Below are 18,816 nucleotides of genomic sequence, written 5' to 3'. Positions count from 1 at the left end.
CAGGTAGCACTTGCCGGCAAGCAAGGCCGGCGGCGCTACCGATATTGCATGGATTCCCGCCTTCGCGGGAATGACTGGGTATGAGGAGTGCCAATCGGCAGGTTGGAACACCATCGTAACCCCACCACCGTCGTCCCCGCGAAGGCGCACTACTGTCCGGCACTCCTTATGCAGGGAATAGCTGTCCCTGTCGTTGCTCGATTTCCTGTTTTTGCGCCTGTCGCCTTCGATAACGCTCAACCTCTATCTCCGGACGCTGTAGCAGTGTTGAGCGCACCTCCACCATGAACATCCACAGACTCTTCTTTTCACCTGTCACCATCCGGTGAAGGCTCAGCAGCAGGTAGCTGATCAGGGCGCAGAGAATCTGAATGCGTACCGCATTTTCGCTACGCCCCAGAAACTGCTTGATCTTCAAGTGCTGCTTGATCCATTTGAAGAACAATTCGATTCGCCAGCGACGGCGGTAAAGCTCAGCAATATCCGCCGCTGGGCTCTCTAGGTCGTTGGTCGCCAGGATCAGCGGACGATCATGCTCAGGGCGGTGGACGACGATTCGGCGTAAAGGTTTTTCATAGTGATTGATGCGTTTCCCGCCAGGATGTCGGTGCGCAAACCTGACGTACTCATCCTGCAAAATCACACCTTGTTCTCCGCTGGCAATCTCGCGCGAGGAAAGAACCTTGAGCCCCGCGTTGTACTTGAATCGTGTCACGAAGCGGGCCTTGTTCTCTTCCAGGCGGGCCCACCAGTTGTAATCGCAATAGCCCTTGTCGAATACATAGGTGGCGTAAGGCTCAATCTCCAGGCACTTGCCGACTTCGATATCGTTGACATTAGCGGTGCTGAAACGGAAATCCACAGGGGCTGCGCAGTGGTTGGCGTACTGGACATGGACTTTGACCCCCTGAGTTCGGCGTGTTCGATCCGATAACGTCCAGTCGTCAAAGCCTGAGCCCTTCAGGGTGATGGAGGTCGAGTCCAATAGGTACAGCAGCTCTTTTGTGTCCCTGCGTTGTTGCCGACTGGTGCACGCCATCAGGTACTGCGCCGCTTGGGCGAAAACCTCTGGACAGCGTCTCCCATTGGCTTCGGCCAGTGTTGAACGCCTGATCGCAGACGTTCCCAAGTGATAGTGGTGATTGGGCTGGCTATTGAAGCTGGACTCGAGCTCACGCAGGCTGCCGGCCCCAGACAGGTGGGCGTATAGCATCGCAACTAGGTGATCCCAGCTTGTAAAGCGTCGGCTGTGACTGTCCGCGTCTTGCTGAACGACAGCGCGATCAAATACACCACGTGGGAGGGCTTTGAGTAGATCGTGGAACCGGCTTATTCTGAACACCTTGTGAAACCTGCGAGATTGAGTTGGCGCTCTACGGTTTAAGCCGTACTCCCAGGTTTCACAAGCCTTTCAACATCGACCGCAAAATTCGTACCGGACAGCAGTGCGCGAAGGCGGGGACCCAGATGCGCGGGTATTCAGGTCGGCATGCCTGCAAACGCCGATGGCGATAGCGGCTTAAACGCGTCGGCCCATGACTCGCTCGAACGCGCCTTCGCAAAGACGTTGAGAGGCATGGTTCCGAGAACCGACGGTGCAAGGCGCACCATGTGCCTTGCACAGCGACTCTCACAGCTCCGGATCGATCACCAGCGCGACCTTGCCGGCCACTGTGTTGCTTTCCAGGGTGGCGAAGGCCGCCTCGACATCCTCAATCGGGAAGCTGAACTCCAGACGTGGCGACAATCTGCCATCGGCGAACAGCGGCCACAGTTTCTCCTGCATGCCAGCCAGCAACTGGGCCTTGAAGTCGTCGTCACGGCTGCGCAGGGTCGAGCCGATCACCTGGATCCGCTTGCCCAGCAGCAGTGCAAGGTCCAGCTCAGCCTTGCGCCCGCCCATCAGGCCAATGATCACCAGGCGCCCGTCCTGGCGCAGCAGTTGCAGATTCTGCGCGGCATACTTGGCGCCGACCGGATCGAGGATCACGTCGAAGGGCGCAAAATCGCGCAGCGCATCCAGGCCTTCGCCACGCAACACACCGCCTTGTGCCCCGAGTGATTCGCAGTAGGCCAGCCGTTGCGCGGAACCGACGCTCACCCAACACGGGTTATCGAACGCGCGGCACAACTGGATGGCCGCTGAGCCGACACCGCTGGCACCGGCATGCAGCAGTACCTTTTCCCGTGGCCGCAGACCGCCAAGTTGATAGAGGTTCAACCAGGCCGTGGTATAGACCTCGGGCACCGCTGCCGCCTCGACCAGACTCAAGCCTTCCGGCACCGGCAGCACATGCCGCGCATCCACCACGACTTCCTCGGCCATGCCACCACCGGCGAGCAAGGCGCAGACGCGATCACCGATCTTCCACGCACTGCCCGCCCCGACCTCACTGATGACACCCGAGCACTCCAGGCCAAGCACCGCCGTCACCCCGGCGGGCGGCGGATAAAGGCCGGCACGCTGCAACAGGTCCGCACGGTTGAGTCCAGCGGCTGCCACGCGGATGCGCACCTGCCCTTCGCCACAGGCCGGAGCCGGGTGTTCACTCCACTCCACGCGCCCTTCGATGCCTTGCAATGCCTTCATACTGCCTCCATAGTGGTCTCGTTCGTGCCCGCTCTAACCGCAAACAACCGGCTTCATCATCGGGCCAATTCTCTCCGCGCCTGAACCGGCGCCCAATCTGATGGCCTAATATGCGTTATTTTCCATCCTCACGCCGCCCATACTCCATGAAACGTACGCTGACCTCCACCTGCCTGGCCGTGATCCTCGGCCTGCAGAGCCTCACCGCGCTGGCCCTCTCCAGAGACGGCGCCTATTGGGATTACCTGCAACCGGACCGGGCGCAGGTGATTGCCAGCCTCAACGTGGTGGAGCTGCTCAAGCGCCACCACTACAACAAGCCGCCGCTGGATGATCAGCGCTCGTCCAAGATATTCGACAGCTACCTGGAAATGCTCGACCCTGCGCGCAGCTATTTCACCGCTGCCGATATCGAGGAGTTCACGCCCTGGCGCACCCAGTTCGACGACTTCCTGCGCAATGGCGATCTCGAACCCGGCTTCACCCTCTACAAGCGTCACCTGCAACGCCTGCAGAGCCGCCTGGAGTACGCCCTTTCGCTGATCGAGAAGGGCAGCGACAAGATCGACTTCAGCGTCGACGAGCAACTGCTGATCGACCGCAAGAACGCCCCCTGGGCGAAGAACCAGGCAGCGCTCGACGAACTGTGGCGCAAGCGCGTCAAGGATGAAGTCCTGCGGCTGAAAATCGCCGGCAAGGAGCCCAAGGCCATCGACGAACTGCTCGGCAAGCGCTATCGCAACCAGTTGGCACGACTGGAGCAGACCCGCAGCGAGGATGTGTTCCAGACCTACATCAATGCCTTCGCCCAGTCCTACGACCCGCACACCCAGTACCTGTCGCCGGACAACGCGGAAAACTTCGACATCAACATGAGCCTTTCCCTGGAAGGCATCGGTGCCGTCCTGCAGAGCGACAACGAACACGTCAAGGTCGTGCGCCTGGTTCCCGCGGGCCCTGCGGAGAAGAGCAAACAGGTGGCTCCCGCCGACAAGATCGTCGGCGTGGCCCAGGCCAACGGCGACATGGTCGACGTGATCGGCTGGCGCCTGGACGAAGTGGTCAAGCTGATTCGCGGCCCGAAAGGCTCGGTGGTTCGCCTGGAGATCATCCCGGCCAGCAACGCGCCGAACGACCAGAGCAGCAAGGTGGTCGCCATCACACGCGAAGCGGTGAAGCTCGAAGAACAGGCAGCGAAAAAATCGGTCCTGCACCTGGAACACGGCGGTCACGACTACAAGCTCGGCGTCATCGAGATCCCCGCCTTCTACCTGGACTTCAAGGCCCTGCGCGCCGGCGACAAGGAATACAAGAGCACCACCCGCGACGTACGCAAACTGCTGACCGAACTGCAAAAGGAAAAAGTCGACGGCGTCGTCATCGACCTGCGCAACAACGGCGGCGGCTCCCTGCAGGAAGCCACCGAACTGACCAGCCTGTTCATCGATGGCGGCCCGACCGTCCTCGTGCGCAACAGCGATGGCCGCGTCGACGTGCTGGCCGACGAGAACCCCGGCGCCTTCTACAAAGGGCAACTGGCGGTGCTGGTCAATCGCCTGTCCGCCTCCGCCTCGGAAATCTTCGCCGGCGCCATGCAGGACTACCACCGCGCCCTGATTCTCGGTGGCCAGACCTTCGGCAAGGGCACCGTGCAGTCGATCCAGCCACTCAACCACGGCGAACTCAAGCTGACACTGGCCAAGTTCTACCGTGTCTCGGGCCAGAGCACACAGCACCAGGGTGTGATTCCCGACATCGCCTACCCGGCCAATGTCGACACCCAGGAAATCGGCGAAAGCGCCCTGCCCGAAGCCCTGCCATGGGACAGCATCCGTCCGGCGATCAGCGAGGCGAAGAACCCCTTCGCGCCCTTCCTCGCCGAATTGCAGGCACGCCACGAATCGCGCACCCGGGACAACCCGGACTTCGTCTTCACCCGTGATCGCCTGGCCCTGGCACAGGAGCTGATGCAGGAAACCACCGTCAGCCTCAACGAGAAGACACGTCGTGCCCAGCAGAGCGATATCGAGAAACGCCAGTTGGCACTGGAAAACGCCCTGCGCGTGGCCAAGGGCGAAGAACCGCTGAACGCCCTGGAAAAACACGACGAAGAGGAGCTGGTGGTCCACGAGGAAGAAGAGAAAGGCAAACCGGAAGACGATGCCTACCTCTCGGAGAGCGGGCATATCCTGCTCGACTACCTGAACCTGAACAGCCGGCTGGCCAGCCACTGAGAACCTGCTCCGAGACCATGTCATCAAAGTGACATCATGCTCGCATGAAACTAGGAGGGCCCGCATTCGCGGGCCCTCCTAGTTTTGCGACCATGCATGAGGTCCGTATGACCGCCACCCCGCAGTTGAGCAGCCTGGACCACATCCTTGCTCATGGCGATATCACCACACTGTTCCAGCCCATCGTGTCGCTCTCGGAGCGCCGCATCCTTGGCTACGAGGCCCTGACCCGCGGCCCGTCCGACAGTCCTCTGCACTCCCCGATCAACCTGCTGGCGGCCGCACGCCACGTCGGCCGCCTGAACGAGCTGGAGATGGCCTGCCGGCAGAACGCCTGCCGCCGCTTCAGCCAGCAGCAACTGCGCGGCAAGCTCTTTCTCAACGCCTCCCCCGAATCGCTGCTGGAGGCATCGCACAAGCCAGGGCGGACGCTGGAGTTCCTGCGCGCCTACGGCCTGTCGCCGGAGCAGGTGGTCATCGAACTCACCGAACAGTCGCCCACCGACGACGTCGCCCTGCTCGATACGGCGCTGCACCACTACCGTGACATGGGCTTCCTGATCGCCCTGGACGACCTGGGCGCCGGCTATTCGAGCCTGCGCATGTGGTCGGAGCTGCGCCCCGATTACGTCAAGATCGACCGTTACTTCATCGACGGCATCCACCTCGATGCGGTCAAGCGCAAGTTCGTCGAGTCCATCCTCAAGATCGCCCGGACCTCCCACTCCCAGGTCATCGCCGAAGGCATCGAACTGCAGGAAGAGTTGGCGGTACTGATGGAAATGGGCGTCGACCTGGTGCAAGGCTACCTGCTCGGACGCCCCCAGGAGCAGCCCTGCCTCGACACCGAGCGCATCGCCCTGCCATGCCAGACGGGCATCAACGAAGACAGTGGCGACCTCAGCCCCTTGCTGCTGCGCCAACCCGCCGTCTCCCAGCAGCAGCAGGTCGGCGAAGTGCTGGAAATCTTCCGCATGCAGGCCAACCTCAACTCGCTGGCGGTCCTGGACGAACACGCCAGGCCGGTGGGCATCATCCACCGCAACCTGCTCTCCGACGCGCTGCTCAAGCCGTTCGCCACCGACCTGCTGTCACGCAAGCCGATCAGCCGCCTGATGAGCGACGACTTCCTCGCCGTGGAACTGCATCAGTCGCTGCAGCAGGTCAGCCGGCTGCTGACCAGCCGCGCCCGACAGCGCATCGAGGAAGACTTCATCATCACCCTGGAAGGCAACTACCACGGCCTGGGACGCGTCATCGACGTGCTCAAGCTGATCACCGAGATGAAGATCCAGCAGGCACGCCACGCCAACCCGCTGACCCTGCTGCCGGGCAACGTGCCGATCCAGCAATGCCTGACGCGCCTGCTGCAACAGCGGCGGGAAGCGGTCATCTGCTATGTCGACCTGGATAACTTCAAGCCCTTCAACGACATCTATGGCTATGCCAAGGGCGATGAAGTGCTGCTGTGCCTGTCCCATTGCCTGAGCGAGCGGCTCGACTACAGTTGCGATTTCGTCGGCCATATCGGCGGCGACGACTTCATGCTGGTACTCGGCCCCGAAGACTGGCAGCGGCGCCTGGAACTGCTGTTCGAAGACTTCCAGAAGCGCTGCCGCAGTTTCTACCGCAGCGAACACCTGAAAGAAGGCTGCTTCATCGCCCAGGACCGCCAGGGCCAACAGGCGCGCTACCCGCTGCTGGCGCTATCGGTGGGCGTCGTGCACCTGCGCCCGCACCGTGCACCGGCGCTGGATGCCGCCACGCTGGCTGGCATGGCCTCCGAGGCCAAGCACCTGGCCAAGTTGAAGCCCGGCTTCAACTGGCACCTGCTGGATACCGGCAACTACCCCAACGATCAGAGCCCGAGCCTGGCCGCCTGCGCCAGGTAACGCTGCGCCAGCGCGGGATCGCTCGGCAGGCCTTCGGCGCCGCTTTCATAGAGTTTCCCCAGACGCGATGCGGCCAACGGATGGCCAGCATCGGCAGCCTGTCCCCACCAGTGCGCGGCACGGGCCGGGTCAGCGGCCCGCCAGGGGTGATCGTCCAGGTACAGGCACCCCACCTGATAAGCCGCCTTGGCATCGCCCGCCTGGGCCGCCCGCTCCAGCAGACGCATCCCCTCCTGGCGCGAGCCCAGCCCCTGGCCGCGAAACAGCAACAAGTGCCCATAGAAACCTTGCGCATCCCTGTCGCCAAGGTTGGCCATGCGCGAGAACTGCCCTTCCATCCAACGCCAGAGGCGCGGCTGCGCAACGGCCCAGCGCCAGCCCAGCAGACGACGTGCAGCCCAGTAGCCGACCCGCGCACGGATTTTCCAGATAATCATGTCGCCTCCGGATAGTCGAAATCGAACACCCTTGCCACCTCGGCGGCGTGCCAGCTCACAGCGGCGGCACTGTCAGGCTCGGCAGCGCAGCAGCCCAGGCGGTGTGCACATTCGAAGAAGCCCGTGCGCGGCAGCCGGCTAGCGCTCTGGCTGATCACCAGCGCACTGCGCAGGGGGCGACCGGCCTTGGCATCCAGAGCGGCCAGGTGCTCCAGTGCCGAGGTCAGGGTCAACATGGCCGGCGCCGTCAGTTGCAGCCGCTCCAGCAACGAGCGGTACGTCAGCAACTGACGCTCACGGCGAGTCACCTCCAGCGCGTCCAGCAAAGCCTGCCACTGGACACGGCTGATCCTCAGGGTGCGGTTGCTCAAGAAGCCCCGCCCCAGCCGGCAACGCCCAGGGTACGCGCCAGAACCCGACGAATCGCGTTGTCCGGATCGCGCTCGCCACGCTCGATCAACTCCAGATAGGCCGGGCTGATGCCCACGGTGCGCGCCAGCTCTTCAAGGCTCAGCCCCTGCGCCTGACGCAATTGCGCCAGTTGCGTCAGCGAGGCCTGGTCCGACGCGGCGGCAGGCTGAGCCACTGGCCGCCCCGTGGCCTCCAGCAGGGCCTGGTACTCGGCCCATGGCAACACGGCATATTCCGGCACACCGTCGCGTGTGATGACTTGTACGTTCATTCCTGACTCCTGTGAATCCGATCGCCGGGATAGTAACAGCCCGGCCCGCGCACATGGCTATCCGGTGTCTCTGGGCGGACCTGGCCGATGACGCCACGTGCCCAGGCCGTCGACAAAAACGCTGGAGCGCTGGCGGTTTGCGCCAGCGCCGTGCCAGTGACAGTTCGACGCGCTATACTGCCGCGCCGTTTCCAGCCGGGGGCGCCCCCGGCTGCTCATCGTTCCGCCCCGCCAAGAGGACGCGCAGCATGACCGTGATAAAACAAGACGACCTGATCCAGAGCGTCGCCGACGCCCTGCAGTTCATTTCCTATTACCACCCCGTCGACTTCATCCAGGCCATGCACGAGGCCTACCTCAAGGAAGAATCGCCCGCCGCGCGCGACTCCATGGCGCAGATCCTGATCAACTCGCGCATGTGCGCCACCGGCCACCGCCCGATCTGCCAGGACACCGGCATCGTCACCGTATTCATCAAGGTCGGCATGGACGTCCGCTGGGACGGCGCCACCATGGGTGTCGACGACATGATCAACGAAGGCGTCCGCCGCGCCTACAACCTGCCGGAAAACGTCCTGCGCGCCTCGATCCTGGCCGACCCGGCCGGTGCCCGCAAGAACACCAAGGACAACACCCCGGCAGTGATCCACTACTCCATCGTTCCCGGTGACAAGGTGGAAGTGGACGTCGCTGCCAAGGGCGGCGGCTCCGAGAACAAATCGAAGATGGCCATGCTCAACCCGTCCGACTCCATCGTCGACTGGGTGCTCAAGACCGTCCCGACCATGGGCGCCGGCTGGTGCCCGCCAGGCATGCTCGGCATCGGCATCGGCGGTACCGCCGAGAAAGCCGCCGTCATGGCCAAGGAAGTGCTCATGGAGCACATCGACATCCATGAACTGCAAGCCCGTGGACCGCAGAACCGTATCGAGGAACTGCGCCTGGAGCTGTTCGAGAAGGTCAACCAGTTGGGTATCGGTGCCCAGGGCCTGGGTGGCCTGACCACCGTGCTCGACGTCAAGATCATGGACTACCCGACCCACGCCGCCTCGCTGCCGGTGTGCATGATCCCCAACTGCGCCGCCACCCGCCACGCCCACTTCGTGCTGGACGGCAGCGGCCCGGCGGAGCTGGAAGCGCCGTCGCTGGACGCCTACCCGGACATCGTCTGGGAAGCCGGCCCGAGCGCCCGCCGCGTCAACCTCGACAGCATCACCCCGGAAGAAGTGCAGAGCTGGAAACCGGGCGAGACCATCCTGCTCAACGGCAAGATGCTCACCGGCCGCGATGCCGCGCACAAGCGCATGGTCGACATGCTGAACCGTGGTGAAGAGCTGCCGGTCGACCTGAAAGGCCGCTTCATCTACTACGTCGGGCCGGTCGATCCGGTCGGTGACGAAGTGGTTGGCCCAGCGGGCCCGACCACCGCCACGCGGATGGACAAGTTCACTCGCCAGATCCTGGAAAGCACCGGCCTGCTGGGCATGATCGGCAAGTCCGAGCGTGGCCCGATCGCCATCGACGCGATCCGCGACAACAAGGCTGTCTACCTGATGGCCGTGGGCGGCGCCGCCTACCTGGTCGCCCAGGCGATCAAGAAATCCAGGGTACTGGCATTCGCCGAGCTGGGCATGGAAGCCATCTACGAGTTCGACGTGAAGGACATGCCGGTCACCGTCGCCGTCGACACCAATGGCGAATCGGTACACATCACCGGCCCGGCGATCTGGCAACAGAAGATCGCCGACAGCCTGGCGGTGGAAGTGCAATAACCGCTCAGTTGTAGACAGGAAGCCCGGCTCACTGCCGGGCTTCTTCGTTTCAGGGCGTGCGCCCCAGGCTGAAACGCCGCCGGTACTCCCCCGGCTGCAAGCCGACCAGACGGGCGAAGATTTTGCGAAAAGCCCCTGGGTCCTGGTAGCCCACCGACCAGGCCACCTGCTCGATGCTGTCCCGTGTCAGTTCCAATAGCTCCCGCGCCTTGGCCACCCGCAGTTGCTGGCAGTACTCGGTGGGCCTGAATCCGGTCGCCGCACTGAACCGGCGCAAGAAGGTCCGCTCGCCGAGCCCGGCCTGCTCGGCCATGGCGAGCAACCCCACGTCCTTGCTCAGTTGCCCGCGCAGCCAGTGCTGCACGCGCAGAATCGCCCCGTCGCCATGATCCAGGCGTGGCGTGAACGCGCTGAAATGCAGTTGCGACTCGCGGCTGAGGTCGATCACCAGGAAATGCGCGGTCTGCGAAGCAATGGCAGGCCCGAGGAAGCGCGCCACCAGCGCCAGGCCAAGGTCGCTCCAGGCCATCAGCCCGCCAGCGGTGATGATGTCGCCATCGTCGACCAGCATGCGCTCGGCTTCTACCCGCACCTTGGGGAATCGCTCTGCCAGAGCCTGTGCCAGGCTCCAGTGGGTGGTAGCGCTACGCCCATCCAGCAGGCCCGCCTCGGCCAGCAGGAAGGCACCGGCGCACACCGAGGCGATGGTCACACCCGCACCGTGCCGCTGGCGCAGCCAGTCGCCAAGCGCCCCTCGCGCCACGCCGCTTGGCGTGCGCTCCAGGCACGGCGGCAACAGGATCACACCTGGCTCGCCCGCTGCGCCAGGGTGGCTGTCGAACACCCGGCGCGGCGCCTCATCACCCGCCACCGTCCAGTGGCTGACCCGCACCCCGGCATGCCCCTCGGCCATCCGGTTGGCTACCTTGAACAGGTCGGTCAGGCCATGGACGGCGGCCAGTTGCGCGTCCGGATAAAGCAGCAGCGCGATTTCCTGCGTCGGTTCCATTTGTCAGTTTTACCCCTGATATTGTCGCTCCCGCCAATCCCCATGCCGTCGGCGCCCGCCTACCCTGTCACCACTTCAACATACTGAACAGAGCAGGAGACACACATGGGCAAACGCGCACTGATCCTCGTCGACATCCAGAACGACTACTTCCCCAATGGCAAATGGGTCCTGGAAGGTGTCGAGCAGGCCGCCGACAACGCCGCACGCCTCCTCGCCGCCGCACGCGCCGCGGGGGAGACAGTAGTCCACATCCGCCATGAATTCGCCAGCGAACAGGCACCCTTCTTTGTGCCCGGCTCCGAAGGCGCCAGGATTCATCCGAAGGTACTGCCACAGGACGGCGAAGCCGTGGTGCTCAAACAGCAGGTGAATGCCTTCCGCGACACCCCGTTGCAGGCACAGCTACAGGAACAGGGCATCGAGGCACTGACCATCGTCGGCAACATGAGCCATATGTGCATCGACGCCATCACCCGCGCCGCCGCCGACCTCGGCTACCCGGTAACGGTGATCCACGACGCCTGCGCCACCCTCGACCTGGAGTTCAACGGGGTGAAGGTGCCCGCCGCCCAGGCCCACGCCGCCGCCATGGCCGCCCTGGCCTTCGCTTACGCCCAGGTGGTCGACACCGAGCAATACCTGCAGGGCTGAGGCCGGCTCACGATGAGCGCAGCGTCTCGTCGTCCCCGTAGTACTGCACGCCGATGCGAATCAGCTCCCGCCCCTGCTCCTTGCGGTGGCGGTTGCTGTCGCGCAGCGAGTAGATGCAGCCACAATATTCCTGCTGGTAGAAGCGCTCGCGCTTGCTGATCTCGATCATTCGCGCCGAACCACCGGCCTTGCGCCAGTTGTAGTCCCAGTAGGTGATGCCGGGGTAGCGCGCCGCCGAGCGGATGCCGCAGTCGTTGATCTGCTGCATGTTCTTCCAGCGGGAAATCCCCAGCGAACTGGAAATCACCCCAAAGCCATGCTCGTGGGCGTACAGCGCCGTGCGCTCGAAACGCATATCGAAGCACATGGTGCAGCGCACACCGCGCTCCGGCTCATGCTCCATGCCTTTGGCGCGGGCGAACCAGTCATCGGTGTCGTAGTCGGCATCGACGAAAGGCACCCCGTGCTGCTGCGCGAAACGGATGTTCTCGTCCTTGCGGATCAGGTACTCGCGCACCGGATGGATATTGGGGTTGTAGAAGAAGATGGTGTAGTCGATGCCCGATGCGCTGATCGCTTCCATCACCTCTCCCGAACAAGGCGCACAGCAGGAATGCAGCAGGAGCCTGTCGGCGCCTCCCGGCAATTCGAGTTTCGGACGCTGGTAATCGCTCATCGGCTCTCCACGTTGGAAATGACAGGGGCCGGAGTGCATGTACGCACTCCGGCCCCTGCTATGGCTGGATGCAGGGTTCGCCACGCGCACCTGGGCGATCGACATCGCGATCCCTGGCGCGCGCAACTCACCCTACGCCTGTGACTCAGGCCAGCTCTTCACGCAACTGGCGCGCGGCCTCGACCATGTTGACCAGCGCCGCCTCGGTTTCCGGCCAGCCACGGGTCTTCAGGCCGCAATCCGGATTCACCCACAGACGCTCGGCGGGGATGCGCTTGACCGCCTTGCGCATCAGGTTGGCCATTTCTTCGGCTGGCGGCACACGTGGCGAGTGGATGTCGTAGACGCCCGGGCCGATCTCGTTCGGGTACTCGAAGGCCTCGAAGGCCTCCAGCAGTTCCATGTCCGAACGCGAGGTCTCGATGGTGATCACGTCGGCATCCATCGCCGCGATGGACTCGATCACGTCGTTGAACTCGCTGTAGCACATGTGCGTGTGGATCTGCGTCTCGTCGCGTACACCGCTGGCGCACAGGCGGAAGGCCTCGGTCGCCCAGTCCAGGTAGTGCTGCCATTGCGAACGGCGCAGCGGCAAGCCTTCGCGGAAGGCCGCTTCATCGATCTGCACCACCTTGATGCCGGCGGCTTCCAGGTCGACCACTTCGTCGCGGATGGCCAGTGCCAGTTGCCGAGCCTGCTCTTCGCGGCTGACGTCCTCGCGCGGGAAGGACCACATCAGCATGGTCACCGGGCCGGTCAGCATGCCTTTCATCACCTTGTCGGTCAGGCTCTGCGCGTACTTGATCCATTCCACGGTCATCGGCTGCGGACGGCTCAGGTCGCCGTAGATCACCGCCGGCTTGACGCAGCGCGATCCGTAGCTCTGCACCCAGCCGAAGCGGGTGAACACATAGCCGTCCAGTTGCTCGGCAAAGTACTCGACCATGTCGTTGCGCTCAGCCTCGCCATGCACCAGCACGTCCAGGCCCAGACGCTCCTGGAAGTTCACCGCGCTGCGGATCTCGCTCTGCATTGCCTCGGTGTAGTCGGTGGCGGACAGCTTGCCCTGCTTGAACGACTGGCGCGCCAGGCGGATCGCCGAAGTCTGCGGGAAGGAGCCGATGGTGGTGGTCGGGAACGGCGGCAGTTGCAGCAGTGCGCGCTGTTGTTCGATGCGTGCGGCGAACGGCGACGGGCGCTGGCTGTCCTGCGGGCGGATGGCGGCGATGCGCGCCTGCACCTGCGGCTTGTGGATGCGCGGCGACGCGGCACGGGCGGACTGCACGGCACAGCTGGCGGCCAGGGCATCCTGCACGTCCGGCGACTCAGGCTCGGTCACGGCACGGGCCAGTACCGAGACTTCCGCGCACTTCTGCCGGGCGAAGGCCAGCCAACTCTTGAGTTCGGCATCCAGTTTGTCTTCACGCTCCAGATCGACCGGGCTGTGCAGCAGCGAGCAGGACGGCGCGACCCACAGACGCTCGCCCAGACGCTCGTGGGCGTGTTGCAGCACCTTCAATGCCTTCTCCAGGTCGCAGCGCCAGACGTTGCGGCCATTGACCAGGCCCAGCGACAGCACTTTGTAGGCTGGCAGGCGATCGAGGATGGTCGGGTACTGTTCCGGGGCGCGCACCAGATCGATGTGCAAGCCATCGACCGGCAGGTTGGCGGCCAGGCCAAGGTTCTCTTCCAGCCCGCCGAAATAGGTGGCGACCAGCTTCTTCAGCGGCTCGCGCTGCAGCAGGTTGTAGGCACGCTCGTAGGCGCTCTTCCACTCTTGCGGCAGGTCAAGGACCAAGATCGGCTCGTCGATCTGTACCCACTCGACGCCCTGCTCGGCAAGGCGCTGGAATATCTGCCCGTACAGCGGCAGCAGGCGCTCCAGCAGGTCCAGCTTGTCGAATTCGCTGCCCTTGGCCTTGCCCAGCCACAGGTAGGTCAGCGGGCCGATCACCACCGGCTTGACCTTGTGCCCAAGGGCGATGGCTTCGGCGGTTTCTTCGAACAGTTGCTCCCAGCTCAGTTCGAACTGCTGGTCTGCCGTGAACTCGGGGACCAGGTAGTGGTAGTTGGTGTCGAACCACTTGGTCATCTCTTGCGCATGGGCGCCACCGCAGCAACTGTCACTGACGCCACGGGCCATGGAGAACAGGGTGTCCAGGGTCGGCTTGCCGCTGTGCGGACGGAAGCGCTCGGGGATCACGCCAAAGGTCAGCGAGTGGGTCAGCACCTGGTCGTACCAGGCGAAGTCGCCGACTGGCAGCAGTTCGATTCCCGCGTCCTTCTGCACCTGCCAATGGGTGGCACGCAGCTCACGCCCCACGGCGCGCAGGCCGGCCTCGTCCAGCTCGCCTTTCCAGAAGGCTTCCTGTGCTTTCTTCAGTTCACGGTCGCGACCGATACGGGGGAATCCAAGATTGTGCGCCAGGGCCATGCCCAACTCTCCTATGCGAATGATGCGGGCATTCTGGAGAGCGGCAAGTCATGAGACAAATTCAATATTTTCCAGATGAAAACAAAATTTACTCATATAAAGGCAAGCAGCAGGCTTCGCGGGAATGACGAGGGGTGAAAAACAGAGATGAGTACGACGCGGTCTCTTCTCCCCAGCCCTCTCCCGCAAGCGGGAGAGGGAGTAAAAAGAAACCATGCCCCTTACAGGCTGATCTTCGCCCCCAGCAACTTGACGAAGGCCGCCAGCCAGGCGGGATGGGCCGGCCAGGCCGGCGCGGTCACCAGGTTGCCCTGGACGTGGGCCTGGTCCACCGCGATATCGACGAACTGGCCACCGGCCAGGCGCACTTCCGGCGCGCAGGCCGGGTAGGCGCTGCATTCGCGGCCCTTGAGTACATCCGCCGCCGCCAGCAGTTGCGCGCCATGGCACACGGCGGCGATGGGTTTGCCGGCCTGGTCGAACGCCCGCACCAGCTCCAGCACCTTGTCGTTCAGGCGCAGGTATTCCGGGGCGCGCCCGCCCGGCACCAGCAGCCCGGCATAGTCCTGCGCGCGCACGGCGTCGAAGTCGAAGTTGAGGGCGAAGTTGTGCCCCGGTTTCTCGCTGTAGGTCTGGTCGCCCTCGAAATCGTGGATCGCGGTGCGCACCTTGTCTCCCGCCGCCTTGCCCGGACACACCGCATGCACGGTATAGCCGATGGCCTGCAGGGCCTGGAACGGCACCATCAGCTCATAGTCCTCGACGTAGTCGCCCGCCAATACCAGGATTTTCCGCTCTGTCGTCATGATCGCCCACTCCGGTTGAAAATATTGATCACCAGTTTGTCCAGCATACCCCACAGGCGCTGGTAGACCCGCGTCAGCAAGGGCCGCGCCCGCCAGGACCGCATGTCCACTTCGATGCTCTGGGTGAAGTCCTGCGCGAAACTCGCCGCCACCTCGCGCACCAGCGCGCTGTCCATGGATTCGAGATTGGCCTCGAGATTCCAGCGCAGGTTCCAGTGGTCGAAATTGCATGAGCCGATACTGACCCAATCGTCCACCAGCACCATCTTCAGGTGCAGGAACTGTGGCTGATATTCATGAATTCGCACCCCCGCGCGCAACAACCGGGGGTAATAACGCTGGCCGGCATAGCGCACCGGCGGGTTGTCGGTGTTCCGGCCCGTCAGCAGCAAACGCACCTCGACCCCTCGCCTCGCGGCGCGGATCAGCGCTCGACGCACCTTGCCGGTGGGTAGAAAGTAAGGCGTCGCCAGCCAGATGCGGTCCTCGGCCCGGTGCAGGTGACGCAGCAGGCTTTGCAGAATGTCGCGGTGCTGGCGCGCCGCCGCATAAGCCACCCGCCCGAGACCCGGCTGCGCCTCGGGCAGCGCGGGCAGGCGGGGTTGGCGCCTGGGCAGGGGAATCTGCCAGATCCGCTTGCGCCGGCTGAAGACCCATTGCGTATCGAACAGCCGCTGCCAGTCGGTCAGCAGCGGCCCGGTCATCTCCACCATCGCTTCGTGCCACTGCCGTGCGCCATCAGGGCTCCAGAAACGGTCGGTCAGGCCGGTGCCACCAACGTAGCCCCGCTCGCCGTCGACCAGCAGCAGCTTGCGGTGGTCGCGGTGCAGGTTGTTGAACTTCAGCTTGAACGACAACGGGTTGTAGAGCCTCAGCTCGACACCTGCCGCCAGCAGCCGCTGGCGGGACGCCGGGCCCCACAGCAGGGAACCGAAACCGTCGAACAGGCAGCGCACCCGCACCCCTCGCTCTGACGCGCCGGCCAGCACCTCGACCATCCGCCGCGTGCACTCGCCCTCTTCGACCAGGTACATCTCCAGGTCGACACGGCAGCGCGCACCCTCGATGGCCGCCAGCATCGCCGGAAAGAAACCAGGCCCGTCCAGCAGCAGGCGGAAGGTATTGCCCTCGCGCCAGGGGAAGACTTCTCCAGCGTGTACCAAGCGATTCTCCAAACTCGAAAACAGCGACGGGCGCCCAGACAGCATCATGGCGATCGGGCGTAGGGTGCGCCGTGTGCACCGGCTTCTGCACACAGGTGCGCACGGCGCACCCTACGGCAAAGTTGGCTCGAAAGACTGCAAACAGGTTCTCAGGGTCGCTGCTGGAAATCCAGCACCGCCGACACCGGCACCTCCGACGCGATCGAAGGCAAGCCGGCCAACTCCTGCAGCTTCGCCAGGCCACCCTCCAGTTCGAACAGCTCGGCCTTGATCAGGATCGGCTCCAGGGTCGTCACCTGCATGCGCTTCTCGCCAAGACGGCTGACCAGCACCTCGGCCTTCAGGCGCTGCTGGTGGCCATGCAGGTCCAGCTGGAACTCCAGGGTGGTGGCCTGTACCTCGCCGACACGCATCTGCTCCCAGTGCGCCAGGTTCAGGTTGGCGCTCAGTTCGGCATGGGGAAAGCGCGTCGCTTCGAACAGCAGTTCGCGCATACGCTCGTCACGCAGGGCCAGGCCACTGTCCAGGTCGGCGAACGGCAAGGTGATACGCGCAGCGCCCTGCGGGTCGATGACCCCGACGACATTCCTGAAACGGTGCACGTCGGCGATGTTGCCACGCTTGACCGACACGAAGCTGACACGCGACGAGTCCGTCAGCACATGCCAGTCCGCCCAGCACAGGGCACTCGAACACACCAATAGCACCGCCACGATAAAACGCATGAATCCTCCTGTGGACACGGATTGGGAAACCGCAGCGCAGGCTTCGCACTTGCGCCGTGCAGCCTGCTGCTGCCCTTACATAGGTCCGCATTGCCCGCCAGAGTTCCCGCCACAAGACGCATCGACGGGCGTCATCCAACCATCATGTTTCAGTAACCCGAGTGACACCCGGCAGACCTAATCTGCCCCTGAACCCAGCCAGGGCGCACAGGAGACAGAGCATGAACATGATCGCCTTTCCCCGTCGTCTGCAGGCCGAACGCCTGCAAACCCCACAAGCCCTGCGCGAAGCCCAGGAACTGCGCTACAAGGTCTTCAGCAGCGAATACGACGCCCAGTTGCAGGGCGCCGAGCAAGGCCTGGACAGGGATGAATTCGACGAGCACTGCATGCACATCGGTGTGCGCGACCTCGGCAGCGGCCAACTGGTGGCGACCACGCGCCTGCTGGACCGCCAGGCCGCCGGTCGTCTGGGACGCTTCTACAGCGAGGCGGAATTCGATCTGCGCGGGCTGAACGAACTGAGTGGCCCGGTGCTGGAAATCGGCCGTACCTGCGTCGACGCCGAATACCGCAACGGCGCCACCATCGCCGTGCTCTGGGGCGAACTCGCGGAAGCCCTCAACCAGGGCCAGTACCGCTACCTGATGGGCTGCGCCAGCGTCTCCATGCGCGACGGCGGCGTCCAGGCCCAGGCGATCATGCAGCGCCTGCGCGAGCGCTACCTGAGCACCGAACACCTGCACGCCGAGCCGAAGAAGCCGTTGCCCGCCCTTGACCTGCCAGCCAACGTGACCGCCGAACTGCCGCCCCTGCTCAAGGCCTATATGCGCCTGGGGGCGAAAATCTGCGGCGAACCCAGTTGGGACACGGAGTTCCAGGTGGCCGACATTTTCATCCTGCTCAAACGCGACGAACTCTGCCCCCGCTACGCGCGGCACTTCAAGGCGGCGGTCTGATGGGGCGCCTGCTGCGCCTCAGGCGCTACGGCGGGCTGTTGAGCATCCTCGGCCACGGGCTGCTGACGGCCAGTTGGCTGACCCTCTGCGCCCGCTGCGGGCGCCCGCCCTCACTGGCCCGCCGGCAATACCTGACGCGCCAGTTCCTCGACCGCGTCGGCCGGCAACTGCCCTATGAGTTGCGCATCGAAGGCGAGCCGCCCCGGCAGTCCATGCTCTGGGTCGCCAACCACGTGTCCTGGGTCGATATCGTCATGCTCGGACGGGTGATGCCGCTGTCGTTCCTGTCCAAGGACGACGTCGCCCAGTGGCCGGTGATCGGCTGGCTGGCGCGCCAGGCCGGCACCTGCTTCATCCGCCGCGGCGCGGGCCAGCATGGCCAGGTCGGGCAGCAATTGCAGGATTACCTGCGGCGCGAGCATCCCTTGCTGATCTTCCCCGAAGGCACCACCACCGACGGCAGTGGTGTGCGCACCTTCCATCCGCGCCTGCTGAGCTGTGCGGTGGAAACCGATACCCCGGTGCAACCCGTCGCCATCCGCTACCGCCGCCATGGCCGGGCCGACCCGCTCAGCCCCTTCCTTGGCGAAGACGAGTTGACCCATCACCTGCAACGGCTGCTCGCCAGCGGCCAGGCCAGCGTGGAAATTCACTTCCTGCCGCCGATCCAGCCCCAGGGCCTGGACCGCTCGACCCTGGCCCGTCAGGCCCAGCAGAGCATCGCCGCGGTACTGGCCGAACAACCGGCCGACGTTCCGGTGGCCCGCTGCGCCTGAACGGCGG

General features: G+C 64.2%; 17 protein-coding genes. 6 read left to right on the top strand and 11 right to left on the bottom strand.

Annotation, left to right across the window (positions count from 1 at the left end):
* Positions 1 to 166: 166 nt before the first annotated feature.
* Positions 167 to 1,342, bottom strand: coding sequence for an IS4 family transposase (locus tag HW090_RS00205; protein WP_179111584.1), 1,176 nt, complete (start codon positions 1,340 to 1,342; stop codon positions 167 to 169).
* A gap of 288 nt (positions 1,343 to 1,630) precedes the next feature.
* Positions 1,631 to 2,590: an NAD(P)H-quinone oxidoreductase gene (locus HW090_RS00200; RefSeq protein WP_179111583.1), complete on the bottom strand. Its 960-nt coding sequence runs from the start codon at positions 2,588 to 2,590 to the stop codon at positions 1,631 to 1,633.
* A 146-nt stretch (positions 2,591 to 2,736) separates the two neighbouring features.
* Between HW090_RS00200 and HW090_RS00195 the strand changes: the two genes are divergently transcribed.
* Both HW090_RS00195 and HW090_RS00190 read left to right on the top strand, forming a co-directional pair.
* Complete coding sequence (locus tag HW090_RS00195) at positions 2,737 to 4,824, top strand: carboxy terminal-processing peptidase (RefSeq protein ID WP_179111582.1); 2,088 nt, start codon at positions 2,737 to 2,739, stop codon at positions 4,822 to 4,824.
* Positions 4,825 to 4,931: 107 nt separating this feature from the next.
* A complete protein-coding gene (locus tag HW090_RS00190) occupies positions 4,932 to 6,716 on the top strand; it encodes a bifunctional diguanylate cyclase/phosphodiesterase (protein WP_179111581.1) in 1,785 nt (594 codons plus the stop codon).
* On the opposite strand, the gene HW090_RS00185 is transcribed toward HW090_RS00190, so the two are convergent.
* From HW090_RS00185 to HW090_RS00175, 3 genes are read right to left on the bottom strand one after another with little or no spacing between them, the layout of a single operon-like run.
* Positions 6,683 to 7,153, bottom strand: coding sequence for a tetratricopeptide repeat protein (locus tag HW090_RS00185; protein ID WP_179111580.1), 471 nt, complete (start codon positions 7,151 to 7,153; stop codon positions 6,683 to 6,685). The genes HW090_RS00190 and HW090_RS00185 overlap by 34 nt on opposite strands.
* Positions 7,150 to 7,524 carry a hypothetical protein gene (locus tag HW090_RS00180; protein WP_256930699.1) on the bottom strand — a complete coding sequence of 125 codons (375 nt, stop codon included), beginning with the start codon at positions 7,522 to 7,524 and terminating at the stop codon, positions 7,150 to 7,152. The genes HW090_RS00185 and HW090_RS00180 overlap by 4 nt, the downstream gene beginning before the upstream one ends.
* Complete coding sequence (locus HW090_RS00175) at positions 7,521 to 7,835, bottom strand: helix-turn-helix transcriptional regulator (protein ID WP_179111579.1); 315 nt, start codon at positions 7,833 to 7,835, stop codon at positions 7,521 to 7,523. The genes HW090_RS00180 and HW090_RS00175 overlap by 4 nt, the downstream gene beginning before the upstream one ends.
* A gap of 248 nt (positions 7,836 to 8,083) precedes the next feature.
* Between HW090_RS00175 and HW090_RS00170 the strand changes: the two genes are divergently transcribed.
* Positions 8,084 to 9,607, top strand: coding sequence for a fumarate hydratase (locus HW090_RS00170; protein WP_179111578.1), 1,524 nt, complete (start codon positions 8,084 to 8,086; stop codon positions 9,605 to 9,607).
* A 49-nt stretch (positions 9,608 to 9,656) separates the two neighbouring features.
* Here the strand turns inward: HW090_RS00170 and HW090_RS00165 are convergent, their stop codons facing one another.
* Positions 9,657 to 10,616, bottom strand: coding sequence for a GlxA family transcriptional regulator (locus HW090_RS00165; RefSeq protein WP_179111577.1), 960 nt, complete (start codon positions 10,614 to 10,616; stop codon positions 9,657 to 9,659).
* Between the two features lie 105 nt (positions 10,617 to 10,721).
* Here HW090_RS00165 and HW090_RS00160 point away from each other — a divergent pair, with 105 nt between their 5' ends.
* Positions 10,722 to 11,270, top strand: coding sequence for a cysteine hydrolase family protein (locus tag HW090_RS00160; protein WP_179111576.1), 549 nt, complete (start codon positions 10,722 to 10,724; stop codon positions 11,268 to 11,270).
* Between the two features lie 7 nt (positions 11,271 to 11,277).
* Here the strand turns inward: HW090_RS00160 and HW090_RS00155 are convergent, their stop codons facing one another.
* The 5 genes from HW090_RS00155 to HW090_RS00135 all read right to left on the bottom strand — a co-directional run bounded on the left by HW090_RS00155 (position 11,278) and on the right by HW090_RS00135 (position 17,074).
* On the bottom strand, positions 11,278 to 11,946 hold the full coding sequence (locus HW090_RS00155) for an epoxyqueuosine reductase QueH (protein WP_179111575.1): 669 nt from the start codon (positions 11,944 to 11,946) through the stop codon (positions 11,278 to 11,280).
* Between the two features lie 145 nt (positions 11,947 to 12,091).
* Positions 12,092 to 14,380 (bottom strand): 5-methyltetrahydropteroyltriglutamate--homocysteine S-methyltransferase, encoded by a 2,289-nt coding sequence (metE, locus tag HW090_RS00150; RefSeq protein ID WP_179111574.1) that lies wholly within the window; start codon positions 14,378 to 14,380, stop codon positions 12,092 to 12,094.
* Positions 14,381 to 14,601: 221 nt separating this feature from the next.
* A complete protein-coding gene (locus tag HW090_RS00145; protein ID WP_179111573.1) occupies positions 14,602 to 15,186 on the bottom strand; it encodes a DJ-1/PfpI family protein in 585 nt (194 codons plus the stop codon).
* Positions 15,183 to 16,349: a phosphatidylserine/phosphatidylglycerophosphate/cardiolipin synthase family protein gene (locus tag HW090_RS00140; protein ID WP_256930698.1), complete on the bottom strand. Its 1,167-nt coding sequence runs from the start codon at positions 16,347 to 16,349 to the stop codon at positions 15,183 to 15,185. The genes HW090_RS00145 and HW090_RS00140 overlap by 4 nt, the downstream gene beginning before the upstream one ends.
* Positions 16,350 to 16,498: 149 nt before the next feature.
* On the bottom strand, positions 16,499 to 17,074 hold the full coding sequence (locus HW090_RS00135) for a YceI family protein (RefSeq protein ID WP_179111572.1): 576 nt from the start codon (positions 17,072 to 17,074) through the stop codon (positions 16,499 to 16,501).
* A gap of 221 nt (positions 17,075 to 17,295) precedes the next feature.
* On the opposite strand from HW090_RS00135, the gene olsB reads away from it, so the two are divergent.
* Together olsB and HW090_RS00125 are read left to right on the top strand one after the other, a co-directional pair.
* A complete protein-coding gene (gene olsB / locus HW090_RS00130) occupies positions 17,296 to 18,033 on the top strand; it encodes an L-ornithine N(alpha)-acyltransferase (RefSeq protein ID WP_179111571.1) in 738 nt (245 codons plus the stop codon).
* Positions 18,033 to 18,809 carry a 1-acyl-sn-glycerol-3-phosphate acyltransferase gene (locus HW090_RS00125; RefSeq protein ID WP_179111570.1) on the top strand — a complete coding sequence of 259 codons (777 nt, stop codon included), beginning with the start codon at positions 18,033 to 18,035 and terminating at the stop codon, positions 18,807 to 18,809. The genes olsB and HW090_RS00125 overlap by 1 nt, the downstream gene beginning before the upstream one ends.
* The last annotated feature ends 7 nt before the right edge of the window (positions 18,810 to 18,816 follow it).

Origin of the sequence: Pseudomonas sp. ABC1 (genome assembly GCF_013395055.1) — a bacterium.
Classification (GTDB): domain Bacteria; phylum Pseudomonadota; class Gammaproteobacteria; order Pseudomonadales; family Pseudomonadaceae; genus Stutzerimonas.
This window is presented reverse-complemented; position numbering and strand designations above follow the sequence as displayed.

Coding starts and splice junctions, on each gene's coding strand:
- HW090_RS00195 (WP_179111582.1), top strand. CDS start 2,737: ATGAAACGTACGCTGACCTCCACCTGCCTGGCCGTGATCCTCGGCCTG.
- HW090_RS00185 (WP_179111580.1), bottom strand. CDS start 7,153: ATGATTATCTGGAAAATCCGTGCGCGGGTCGGCTACTGGGCTGCACGT.
- HW090_RS00155 (WP_179111575.1), bottom strand. CDS start 11,946: ATGAGCGATTACCAGCGTCCGAAACTCGAATTGCCGGGAGGCGCCGAC.
- HW090_RS00165 (WP_179111577.1), bottom strand. CDS start 10,616: ATGGAACCGACGCAGGAAATCGCGCTGCTGCTTTATCCGGACGCGCAA.
- HW090_RS00175 (WP_179111579.1), bottom strand. CDS start 7,835: ATGAACGTACAAGTCATCACACGCGACGGTGTGCCGGAATATGCCGTG.
- HW090_RS00135 (WP_179111572.1), bottom strand. CDS start 17,074: ATGCGTTTTATCGTGGCGGTGCTATTGGTGTGTTCGAGTGCCCTGTGC.
- HW090_RS00200 (WP_179111583.1), bottom strand. CDS start 2,590: ATGAAGGCATTGCAAGGCATCGAAGGGCGCGTGGAGTGGAGTGAACAC.
- metE (WP_179111574.1), bottom strand. CDS start 14,380: ATGGCCCTGGCGCACAATCTTGGATTCCCCCGTATCGGTCGCGACCGT.
- HW090_RS00125 (WP_179111570.1), top strand. CDS start 18,033: ATGGGGCGCCTGCTGCGCCTCAGGCGCTACGGCGGGCTGTTGAGCATC.
- HW090_RS00170 (WP_179111578.1), top strand. CDS start 8,084: ATGACCGTGATAAAACAAGACGACCTGATCCAGAGCGTCGCCGACGCC.
- HW090_RS00190 (WP_179111581.1), top strand. CDS start 4,932: ATGACCGCCACCCCGCAGTTGAGCAGCCTGGACCACATCCTTGCTCAT.
- HW090_RS00145 (WP_179111573.1), bottom strand. CDS start 15,186: ATGACGACAGAGCGGAAAATCCTGGTATTGGCGGGCGACTACGTCGAG.
- HW090_RS00160 (WP_179111576.1), top strand. CDS start 10,722: ATGGGCAAACGCGCACTGATCCTCGTCGACATCCAGAACGACTACTTC.
- olsB (WP_179111571.1), top strand. CDS start 17,296: ATGAACATGATCGCCTTTCCCCGTCGTCTGCAGGCCGAACGCCTGCAA.